At 77.3% G+C, this 11263-nt stretch carries 6 protein-coding genes; 4 read left to right on the top strand and 2 right to left on the bottom strand.

Translation table 11 applies throughout. The features are described from left to right. Positions 1 to 642 (bottom strand): bifunctional DNA primase/polymerase (locus ABGA99_RS23495; RefSeq protein ID WP_347583375.1); only part of this gene is annotated, 642 nt, incomplete at its 3' end. Between the two features lie 222 nt (positions 643 to 864). Here ABGA99_RS23495 and ABGA99_RS23490 point away from each other — a divergent pair. The 4 genes from ABGA99_RS23490 (at position 865) to ABGA99_RS23475 (ending at position 4365) form a co-directional block, all read left to right on the top strand. Then, positions 865 to 1167 (top strand): hypothetical protein, encoded by a 303-nt coding sequence (locus ABGA99_RS23490; protein WP_347579620.1) that lies wholly within the window; start codon positions 865 to 867, stop codon positions 1165 to 1167. Positions 1168 to 1506: 339 nt separating this feature from the next. Next, a complete protein-coding gene (locus ABGA99_RS23485; RefSeq protein WP_347579619.1) occupies positions 1507 to 1746 on the top strand; it encodes a hypothetical protein in 240 nt (79 codons plus the stop codon). 135 nt (positions 1747 to 1881) lie between these two features. Continuing rightward, complete coding sequence (locus tag ABGA99_RS23480; protein WP_347579618.1) at positions 1882 to 2442, top strand: SigE family RNA polymerase sigma factor; 561 nt, start codon at positions 1882 to 1884, stop codon at positions 2440 to 2442. 270 nt (positions 2443 to 2712) lie between these two features. Next, positions 2713 to 4365: a long-chain fatty acid--CoA ligase gene (locus ABGA99_RS23475; RefSeq protein ID WP_347579617.1), complete on the top strand. Its 1653-nt coding sequence runs from the start codon at positions 2713 to 2715 to the stop codon at positions 4363 to 4365. A 57-nt stretch (positions 4366 to 4422) separates the two neighbouring features. On the opposite strand, the gene ABGA99_RS23470 is transcribed toward ABGA99_RS23475, so the two are convergent. Further along, positions 4423 to 10707: a PAS domain-containing protein gene (locus ABGA99_RS23470; protein WP_347583374.1), complete on the bottom strand. Its 6285-nt coding sequence runs from the start codon at positions 10705 to 10707 to the stop codon at positions 4423 to 4425. Between the last annotated feature and the right edge of the window lie 556 nt (positions 10708 to 11263).

Raw genomic sequence — 11263 nt, 5'->3', positions numbered from 1 at the left:
CCGGGGGGGTGGGGGGGGGGGGGGGGGGGGGTCCGGGGGGGGCGGGGTGAGGAGGCGGAGGAGTGCTCTCGGGGCGGGGGCCGGGGCGCGGGCCGAGCGGGGGGCCGGACGGTACGTACCGTGCAGGGTCCGGGAGCCGGGGCCGGCGAGGTAGCCGCCGGTGCCGCGGACGTCGACGCCGGGCGCCAGCCGGCCCACCGAGTTGGGGACCGTGTGGCCGGAGTGTCCGGTGAGCCAGATGTGACGACCGCCGCCGGGCGTGAGGATCACCACCGTCGGGGGCAGCACGATGCCGTGCGCCGCGAGCAGCGACTCGAACAGCCCCAGCGCATCCGTCCCCGGTTTCACGTCGAGGTCCAGCCCGATCAGGTGATGCGGCGGCCGGCCGCAGGCGATCCCGTACCCCGTCGCCCAGGGGGCGGCGGCGAAGAGGGTGTGGATCGCGCCGGTGTCCGTCGTCGCGTCGTACACGCCGTGGCCGATGCGCCCGCACTCCCCGCGGCAGGGCACCCGCGGCCAGTCTGCGTGGTGCGGGGAGCGGACCGCGGGCTGCTTCGCGCGGGACAGCGGGAAGACGGGCAGGCCGCGGCGGGCGGCGGCCAGCGCGGCGGTGAGGGCATGGCTGTGTACGGAGCTGTCCATCCCTCCAGTCTCGTACAAGTGTTCGAAACGCGAAAGTGGGCGACTGTGCGGGTTTACCCGCCGCCGATCATGCCTGCGGGGGAAATGGGCGCCGGTCCGCGAATGTCCGGGAGCGCGTGGGAAACGATGCTCTCGCGACGTCGCACAACCGCCGGAGAGCCGGCCGGAACCCCGTCCGGCTCCCGGCAACGGAACCGTCTTCCGTTACACAGGAGGAACCAGATGGCACGCACTCGCACGGCCCGCATCCTGGCCGCGGCAGCTTCACTGCCGCTCGCCGTCGCGCTCTTCGGAGGGGTCGCGCACGCGGACAACGGGGCCGGAGCGTTCGCCAACGACGACTCCAACTCCGCGATCGTCGGCCAGCTCGGCGGCGTCGGCGGCGACAACTACGGCAACAACGCCCAGACCCAGCAGGTCAACAACGGCGGGGGCTACAACGAGTCCAACACCGCCAACGTCCAGGGCTTCGGCAACGCCGTCGACCAATCGGACACGGTGGTCGTCTTCACCAACCTCTGGTAAGGCTCACGCAGTTCGGGGTGCTCATGGGGAGGGCCGCGCGGCCGCACCGTCACGGTGCGGCCGCGCGGTCGCGTCCGGCGCCCCGCGGCGGCGGTCGGCCCCCGGAGGCCCGTCCCGTACGGGCCATGCCTCGCGCGTACGTCCCGCGTCCCGCGCCCCCGCGTCCCGCGTACGGGTCTCCCTCCGCCGTCCGGACGGCCCACCCCGCGTGTCGTACCGGCCGCGCGCCGCCCGCCCGCGCCGTTCCCTGCTCGGCATGCCTCCCAGCCCCACGGCCGCCCCGCCCACCGCCCCGGCCGCAGCCGCCGGCTCTACAGCAGCGCGAACTCCGGCATCCGTGTGATCGAGCAGGCCCGCCGCCCCGGGCGGGACGGCCTGCCGTCCGTGCTCCGGGCGGCCCGCCGGCGCACCGCGCCGTCGCTGTACGGTGAGCCGCACGTCGACCCCGCGGCCTGGCGGCCGCACCGCCGGATCCACCAGTACGCGGGCATGGCCGAGGAGCGGCACGGCGGCAAGCGGATCGTCATCGACCGCAATGTCGTGGACGCGCCGGTCGCGATCACGGGCCCCCGGACGTAGTACCCCGAAGGGCCCGCCGGCCGGCCCTCCACCTACGGGAGGTCCGGCCGGCTCGGCACCTACTCCCTCGGGTGGAGCCCGCACCGCGACCTCCGGCCGATCCGCCGACCCGGGTACCGCTCCTAGCGTGGAGTCATGTCCACAGCCAGCACCACCGACGCCCCCGCGGCGGCGGACACCGCGCGACCGCCCCTTCCGACCTTCGCGGCGTACGTGCACCTGCGGGGGCCGGTGCTGCTGCGCACCGCGCGCTCCCTGACCACCAGCCCGTGGGACGCCGAGGACCTGCTGCAGACCGCGCTGGCGCAGACCTATCTGGCCTGGGACCGGATCGAGGACCCGCGGGCCGTCGACGGCTACGTACGCCGCGCGCTGCTCAACACCCGTACCTCGCAGTGGCGCAAGCGCCGCGTCGACGAGTACGCCGCGGGCGACGACCTCCCCGAGCCCGCCCCCGTGCCGCAACCCGACCCGGCCGAGCACCAGGCGATGCGCGACGCGATGTGGCGCGCGGTGCTGCGGCTGCCGGAGCGGCAGCGGGCGATGGTGGTACTGCGGTACTACGAGGATCTGAGCGAGGCGCAGACGGCGGCCGTGCTGGGGGTGTCGGTCGGGACGGTGAAGAGTGCGGTCTCGCGGGCGCTGGCGAAGCTCCGGGAGGACACGGGGCTGGGGGAGATGACGCAGGCGGCATAGGGGCCGCGCCGCGACTCCCGCAGGGGGTGCCGCGGCTCGCAGGGGTGGCGCCGCGCCTCCCGTACGGGCCCGCGCCGCCGCTCCTTTCCGGGCTTGCGCGGCGTCTCCCGCAGGGGTCTGCGCGGGGACGTACACAGGGGTGCGGGGGCGTACAGACAGCCTCTCCCGAGGTAGTGACAAGGTGCCCGGGCACCAGCAGAATCAGCGCCACCGTCTACTGGCGCGTAACCGCTGCGTATCTCTGCGTGTCCTACCCCAGGGAGGCCCTCCGTGCTGAGCACGATGCAGGACGTACCGCTGACCATCTCGCGGATCGTGACCCACGGCTCGACCATCCACGGCGCCGCCAAGGTGCTCACCTGGACCGGATCCGGCGAGCCTCCGCAGTCCAGGACCTACGCCGAGGTCGGTGCCCGCGCCGCGCAGCTCGCGTACGCGCTCCGGGACGAACTGGGCGTACGGCAGCAGGAGCCGGTCGGCACCCTCATGTGGAACAACGCCGAGCACCTGGAGGCGTACCTCGCGCTGCCCGCCATGGGCTCCGTCCTCCACACCCTCAACCTCCGCCTCGACCCGCGCCAGCTCGTCTGGATCATCAACCACGCCCGCGACCGCGTCCTCCTCACCAACGGCACCCTCCTCCCCCTCCTCGCCCCGCTGCTGCCGCACCTCCCCGGCGTCGAGCACGTCGTCGTCTCCGGACCCGGCGACCGCGCGCCCCTCGACGGCACCCACGTCACCGTCCACGACTACGAGGAACTCCTCGCCGGCCGCCCCGAGTCGTACGACTGGGCCGTCCTCGACGAACGCGAGTCCGCCGCCCTGTGCTACACCTCCGGCACCACCGGCGACCCCAAGGGCACCCTCTACAGCCACCGCTCCGTCTACCTGCACTCCCTCGGCGTCCTGGCCGCCGAGTCCTTCGGCATCACGGTCCACGACCTCGCGCTGCCGATCGTGCCGATGTTCCACGTCAACGCCTGGGGCCTGCCGCACGCCGCCTTCATGGCCGGTACGTCCCTGCTGATGCCCGACCGCTTCCTCCAGCCCGGCCCGATCGCCGAGATGATGGAGACCTGCCGCCCCACCATCAGCGGCGCGGTCCCCACCATCTGGCAGGCCCTGCTCGACGAACTCGACGCCCGCCCCCGCGACGTCTCCTCCCTGCGTACCGCCATCGTCGGCGGCACCGCCTGCCCGCCCCAGCTCATGAAGGGCTTCGACGAGCGGCACGGCATCCGCGTCGTGCAGGCGTGGGGCATGACGGAGACCTCGCCGCTGGGCTGCATCGCGCACCCGCCGCCGGGCCTCGAACCGGCGGAGGAGTTCCCGTACCGGCTGAAGCAGGGCCGTTTCCCCGCCACCGTGGAGGCGCGGCTGCGCGGCCCGGACGGGAGCCTGCTGCCGAAGGACGGCGAGTCGGCGGGCGAACTGGAGGTACGCGGGCCGTGGATCGCGGGCGCGTACTACGGCGGCGCGGACGGGGAGCCGTTCCGGCCGGAGGACAAGTTCAGCGAGGACGGCTGGCTGCGCACGGGCGACGTCGGCACGATCACGGCCGACGGTTATCTGACGCTGACGGACCGGGCGAAGGACGTCATCAAGTCGGGCGGCGAGTGGATCTCGTCGATGGCGCTGGAGAACCATCTGATGGCCCACCCCGACGTCGCGGAGGCGGCGGTCATCGCCGTACCGGACGAGACGTGGGAGGAACGGCCGCTGGCGGCGGTGGTGGTGCGCGAGGGGGCCGAGGTGACGTACGAGGAACTGCGGGCGTATCTGGGGGAGCGGATCGCGAAGTGGCAGTTGCCGGAGCGGTGGGCGCGGATCGGCGAGGTGCCGAAGACGAGCGTGGGGAAGTTCGACAAGAAGGTGCTGCGGCGGCGGTACGCGGACGGGGAGCTGACGGTGACGCAGTTGTGAGGGAGGCCGGGGCCGGGCCGCAGGGGGTGAACGCGGGGGAGGCGGCCGGTGTGCCGTCTACGTGGTGCCGATCTTGGCGAGCAGGTCGACGATTCGGTTCTGCACCTCCGCGCTCGTCGACCGCTCCGCCAGGAACAGCACCGTCTCCCCCGAGCGCAGCCGCGGCAGTTCCGCGCGGTTGATGTCCACGGCCGTGTAGACCACCATCGGGGTCCGGTTGAGCATCCCGTTCGCGTTCAGCCAGTCCACGATGCCCGTACGCCGGCGGCGGATCCGCATCAGGTCCATCACGACCAGGTTCGGCCGGAAGCGCGTCGCCAGGTCCACCGCCGCCTCGTCCGACGTGGCGTGCATGACCTGCATCCCGCGGCGCTCCAGCGTCGCCGCCAGCGCGTCCGCGATGTCGGGGTTCTCCTCGAAGAGGAGCACGCGCGGCGGGTGCTGCTCGCTGTCGCGCGGCGCCAGCGCCTTCAGCAGCACCGCCGGGTCCGCCCCGTACGCCGCCTCCCGCGTCGCCTGCCCCAGACCGGCCGTGACCAGCACCGGCACGGACGCCGCCACCGCCGCCTTGCGCAGCGACTGCAGCGCGGTACGGGTGATCGGGCCGGTCAGCGGGTCCACGAACAGCCCGGCGGGGGAGACGGAGATCTGCGCGTCCAGCTCCTCGCGGGAGTGGACGACGACGGGGCGGTAGTTGCGCGCGGTCAGCGCCTGCTGCGTGGCGGCGTCGGGCTCGGGCCAGACGAGCAGCCGGCGCGGGTTGTCCAGCGGCTCGGGCGGCATCTCGTCGTCGAGCCGCAGCGGGGTCGTCTCGGGGTCCTGCGCGGCGACCTCGATGACGCCGTGGCTGCCGTCGAGCGGCTCGGGGCCCTCGGCGGCGGAGGCGTCGGGGGCCCCTATGGCGAAGGCGCGCCCGATGGCGTCCCGCCGGGCGGTGGTGCCGGGGCGGGGCGCGGGGCGGTGGGGGGTGTGGGCGGCAGGGTGCTGCGGGGGCGCGTCGGTGGGCGGCGGGCCGTCCGCGGGACTGCCGGCGCCGAGGCGGCGCCGGCGGCCGCCGGTGTGCTCGTCGGCGGGGTCGTAGGGGTCGTGGGTGGGGGCCTGCGCGGGGTCGCCGGCGGACGCGTAGGGGTCGTACGCGGAGTCGTGGGCGGGGTCGTAGGGGTCGTGCGGGTCGTGGGCGGGGGTGCCGGTGGGGGTGCCGGTGCCGCTGTTCCGGGTGTGACCGCCGCGGCCGTCCTGGGGGGCCCGGCCGTCCTGGGCGGGCGGGCCGCCCCGGGGGTCCTGGCCGCCTTGAGAGGGCGGGCCGCCCGGGGAGGGCGAGCCGGGGGGCTGGTCGACGTAGGCGACGCCCTGGCCGAGGGTGCGCACGCTGATGGGGCCCGACTGCTGCGCGGGCAGCGCCGGCATCGCGGGGGTCGCGGCGGAGCGGGCGAAGCGGGTGACGCCGCCGCGGGCCGTGGAGGTCGGGGCGGAACCGGACGCGGCGGGGCGTTGTCCGGTGGCGTCGGCGGGGGTGGCCTGGGCGTGGGCGGGGTCCGGGGCGGACCGGGGCGGCCCCTGGGGCGCTGCCGCGGGCGGGGCGTCCTGAGCGGGGCCGGCGGTCGCGCGGCGCGGGTCGACGCCGCGGGCCGGGGTCTGCATCTCGTGCCGCGGGTCCACGGGCACGGGGGTGTGGCCGGAGGCGTGCGGGCCGGCGGCGGAGGCTTGCGCGGCGGCGGGCGTCTGCGGGCCGGGCTGCCGGGGGACGTTGCCGCCGTGGGTACGGGGGTCGTCCTGCGTCCGGGGGTCGTTCTGGGCCCGGGGGTCGTCCTCGGCGCGCTGGGCCCGGGGGTCGTCCTGCGTCCGGCCGTCGCCCCGGGTGCGGGGGTCGTGCTGGGCCGGGACGGCCGGGGCGGGGGAGCCGCGCCGGGGCTGCGGGGCCGGCGGAGTGCCGTGGCCGGGGTGCGGCGTCTGCGAGGTGCGTACGGTGCGGACCTCGCCCGTGTCGTCGCCGGCGGCAGCGCCGCGGTCGGCGTCGTGGGGGTAGGGGCCGGTGTCCGGGTCCTGCACGGGGCGGCCGGTGCCCCGGCGCGGCGCGGGGGCGGCGTAGGGGGGCGGGGCGTCGTCGTAGCCGCCGGGGTTCCGGGAGTGGGGGTACGGGCCGGTGTCCGGATCGGGGCTCGCCGGACCCGGGGGCAGGGCGGGGGCGCCGTGCGGGGCCTCGGCGGGCGCGGCGGGGCGGCGGCGACGCCCGGTGGGGTGCTGCGGCTGCGCCGGCCCGACGCCGCCGGGCGGCACGGGGGTGCCGGGTGCGTTCCGTACGGTGGGGTCGGTGGTGCCCTGGGGCAGTTGCGGAGCGGCGGAGTTCTGCCCGGCGGGCAGTGCGGCGGGGTTCCCCGCCCCGCCCCGGCGCCCGGCGGGATCGGCGGGCTCCAACTGCCCGGCGGACACCCCGCCACCAGGGTCCCCGGGTGCGGCGTAGCCGCCGGGGCCGCTCTGCGCCCGCGCGGGGCCGTGGCCGGGAGCCGTGTCCTCGACGTCACCGGGCCCGTGCGCCCCGTGGCCCGGGGTGCCCCGCCCACGAGCGGGGCCGCGGTCCGGGTCCGCGACGTCGTCGTACGCGCCGGACTCCCTCGGCTCGCCGCGGCCGGCGGGGCCGCCGGGCCCGGGGTGCGCGCCGGAGCCGCCCCGCGCAGGAGCGGGACCGCGGCCCCGGCCCGCGGGGTTGTCGTACTCGCCGTCGTCGCCGGGGCCGGCGAACTCGCCTTGGCCGCCCCGGCCGGGTGCCGCGTCGTCGTACTCGCCGGTGACCGGGGTGCCCGGGTCGCCGCGGCCGGCGTAGGCGCCGGGGTTGCCCGGTGTACGGGGGCCCGGCGCGGCGGAGTCGTCGTACTCGCCCGCCGGGCCGTCGTGCCCGCCGGGCAACTGCCGTGCACGGGAGGGGCCGCGGCCGTCGTCGTACTCACCCGGGCCCGCCGTGTAGCCGGGCCTGGGATGTCCGCCCGGTGTCCGTTCGCCACGGGACGGGCCGTGGCCGGTGTCGTCGTATTCACCCGGGCCCGCCGTGTACGCGGGCCCGCCGCGGCGGCCGCGCGACGGCCGGCCGCCGGGGGCTGCCGGGTCGTCGTACCCGGCGGGGTCCGGGGGTTCGACGTGGCCGGGGGCATGGCCCGTACGAGACGGGGGGTCCGCCGGATCCGCCGGGGCGCCGTGGCCCATGCGGGCGCCGCGGTCGGTGTGCGCGGTGGGGCCGCCGGGGGGCACGGGGCCGGGGCCGGCGGGCCCGTGAGGGCCGACCCGTCCGCCGGGGCCACCGGGCGCCGCGGGGCCGACGGGCCCGCCCGGTGCGCCGGGTCCGCCCGGTCCTGCCTGGCCACCGGGTCCGCCGCGGCCTCCGGGACCGGCGGGGCCGCCCGGACCTCCGGGGCCCATCGGGCCGCCCGGTCCCATCGGGTCGTCCGGTCCCATCGGGTCGTCAGGTCCTTCGGGTCCGTCCGGGCCCTCGTACCCGCCCGGACCGCCGCCGGGGCGCCCCCGGCCGCCACGCCCTTGCGGTCCGCCGGTGCCTCCCTGACCGCTCGTTCCGTCAGGCCCGATCGGGCCGCCGGGGCCGTGACCCTCGTCGTACGGGCCCTGACCGCCGCGCTCTCCGCGACCGCCGTTCTCCTCAGGCGCACCCGGCCCTTCGTACGCGCCCTGACCGTCACGCCCTCCGGGGCCGCCCGCGACCTGCCCCTCGAAGCCGCCCGGTTCGCCGAGTCCGCCCCGTGCGTCCGGGCCGCCCTGCCCGCCCGGGCCTTCGGGTCCTTCCGGCCCCGCCGGGCCCCGTCCTACGGGCCGGCGCCGGCCGACCGTCGTGGGCTCGCCCGACTCGGTCCGGTCCTGCTGCGGTTGGCTGCCCGGGCCCTGGCCCACGGGCCGGCGGCGACGGCCGCGGCCCTGCGTACCGGGGAGGGCGTGCCCGACCGCCGCCGCGCCGGTGTCGACGGGGCCGGTCTCCCCGCCCTCGCCCGCACCGCTCGCCGGGGCGGCGGCCCCGTCCTTGGCACCGTTCGTGCCGCCGCGACCCGGCGCCGGCACACCGTTTCCGCCGTCGTACGGGTCCTGCGCCCCCTCCGGCACCGCCCGCCGCCCGCGTCCGCCGGCCCCGCTCGCACCCTGCTGCGGCGTCGGGCCGCCGGGAGCCGCCTGCCCGGCGACGCCACCGACCGCCTCGGGCGCGGCGGCACCCTGCGGCGTACCGTGCCCCGGCGTGTGACCCGGCTCCAGCGCAACCGCCGGCCCACCGGCCTCCGTTGCACCGGCCCCGCGACCGCCTGCCGCAGCGCCGTCCGCACCCTGTCCCGGCGGCAGCCCCGCCACCGCAACGTCCTGGGCGGCGACCCCGGCACCGGAACCGGCCCCGGCCCCACCGGGGGCCCCGGCGCCCGCCGGCACCCCCGCAGCCGGTGTCGCCCCGCGCCGGCGCCGGCCCGTACCCGTACCGCCGACACCCGTACCGCGCGGGGGCGTCCCCGCACGGTCACCCGACTCCTCCGCGGGCGCGGCGCGTCGCCGCCGCCCACCGCCCGCACGCCCGCCACCGGCGGTTCCACCACCGGCAGCGCCGCCTCCGGGAACAGCGCCATCGGAAGCCCCGCCCCCGGCCGTACCGTCCCCCGCGGCGCCACCCGCACCACTCTCGGTCCCGGCAGACCCGGCCCGGGCCCCGGCCGACGACCCCGACGCCCCCCGCCCCGGCGCCTCCGCGCCCGGCATCACCGTCGTCTCGTTGCCCGTGTCCCGCCCGCGCCCCGCCGTCTCCCGGGCCCGCGCCACCCGCGCCGCCGGACCCGCCGCCTGCACCGGCACCTCCAGCAGATACGCTCCGCCGCTCTGCCCCGGCACCTCGTGCGTCTGCAGGATCCCGCCGTGCAGCAGCGCCACCCCCCGCGCCAGCGGCTCGTGCACCGAACCGCCCCCCGCACCACGGGAACCGGAACCGGCCGCAGAAGACCCACCGGCCCCCCGCGGCCCCTGCACCTCTATCCGCACCACATCGCCCCGCCGGGCCGCCGCCACCACCACCGGCGCGTCCGACGCGCCCGCCGTGCGCTGCCCCGTGGCGTCGATCCCCGCGACCTCCGCGATCAGGTGCGCCAGCGCCAGCGCCAGCCACCGCCCGTCCGCCTCGATCTCCAACTGCGGCGCGTGCACCACGAACTGCGCCCGCCCGGGGCCGATCAGCTCGTCCGCACCCTCGGTCGCGGCGTGCACCACGTCCTCGACGTTCACCGTCTCCACCGACAGCCGCGTCTTGCCGGAGTCCAGCCGCTGGAAGTCGAGCACGCCGTCGATGAGCGCGGTCATCCGCCCGTAGCCGGCGGAGAGGTGGCGCAGCGTCTGGTTGGCCTCGGGCCAGAGCTGCCCGGCCGGGTCGTCGACGAGCGTGTTCAGCTCCGCGCGCAGCGTGTCGAGCGGGCCGCGCAGCGCGACGTCGAGCACCGCCTGCAACTGGGCGAGCCGCGCCTCCAGCGCGTCGCGCCGCCGCCGGTCGGTGAAGGCGAGGACGGCGCCGACGAGTTGGTCGCCGTCGCGCACCGGGGCGGTCGTCATGTCCACCGGCACCGCCTGCCCGTCGCGGCCCCAGAGCACCTGGCCGCGTACGCGGTGCTTGCGCCCCGAGCGCAGGGTGTCGGCGATCGGGGTCTCCTCGTACGGGAGCGGGGTGCCGTCGGGGCGGGAGTGGTGGATGAGGGGGTGGAGGTCGGCGCCGCCGAGTTCGCTGGCGCGGTAGCCGAGGATCTGCGCGGCGGAGGGGTTGACGAGGACGACCTTGCCGGTGGTGTCCGTACCGACGATGCCCTCGGCGGCGGCGCGCAGGATCATCTCGGTCTGCCGGCGCTGCCGGTGCAGCTCCGCCTCGATCTCCGCGGAGCCCGTGAGGTCCCGTACGACGAGCATCAGCAGCTCGTCGCCCGTGTAGTGGTGGCCGGGCGCGTACGGGGACTCGCCGCCGGGGCCGTCTTCCAGGTCGGCGCTGGTGACCTCGGCGGGGAAGGCGCTGCCGTCGGTGCGGCGGGCGGCCATGCGCAGCGGCCTCGTCCGCTCCTCGGGGCGCAGCCCGGCGTCGGGCGCGACGGAACCGGTGGAGTCGCCGCGGGGGCGGCGCATCGAACCGGGGATGAGCTGCGGGTCGAAGTCCGGCAGCAGATCGAGCAGCCCGCGCCCGACGACCGCGGCGCCGGGCCGCTCGAAGGTCTCCAGCGCGACACGGTTGGCGGCGACGACGGTGCCGTTGGTGTCGACGAGGAGCAGCGCGTCGGGGAGCGCGTCGAGTATGGCGGCGAGGCGAGCAGCGCCTCGGGATGGCCTGCTGCTCACGACGAACTTCCTCCTCGACGACCGTTCTTGCTGTGCTCAGCGGCCGGCCTACGCGCCGTCGCGCATCCCGTACGCACCGTGTACACCCCGTGCGCGCCGGTGGCCGTGCCACGAGAGGATTCTACGGTCCCCCGTTGCCCGGGGGACGGCGGATGAGAATCGTCACGCCGCCACCACAACTCCGCCGGGTTCCCACGGGGAGCGGCCGGAGCGGTCCGGGCGTCGTGCGGTCCGCCGACGGTACGGGCGTTACGGCCCCGGGGCGCAACTGCCCGGCGCTGGCGGCAGGGTACGTGAAGAACGGAACCGGGGACGGCGGCATGAGGACAGAGCGCGACGATTCCGGCAGCCGCGCAGGCCGCTCCATCGCCGCCCCGCCCTCCCCGGCGGTCCGGGACGACAGGCCGTCACGCCATCCGCACCACCGCGTCGTCGGCCGTTTCTTCACCGGCCGGACACAGATCCCGATGCCGCTGGGTGCGGGGGCGTAGAAGCACACCGTCCGCCAAAAGCGCCCCAACGCAACACATCGCACTATCCCCCCGACGGCCCCCGA

It is taken from the genome of Streptomyces sp. B5E4 (genome assembly GCF_039871555.1).
In the GTDB taxonomy this organism is placed as follows: domain Bacteria; phylum Actinomycetota; class Actinomycetes; order Streptomycetales; family Streptomycetaceae; genus Streptomyces.
This window is presented reverse-complemented; position numbering and strand designations above follow the sequence as displayed.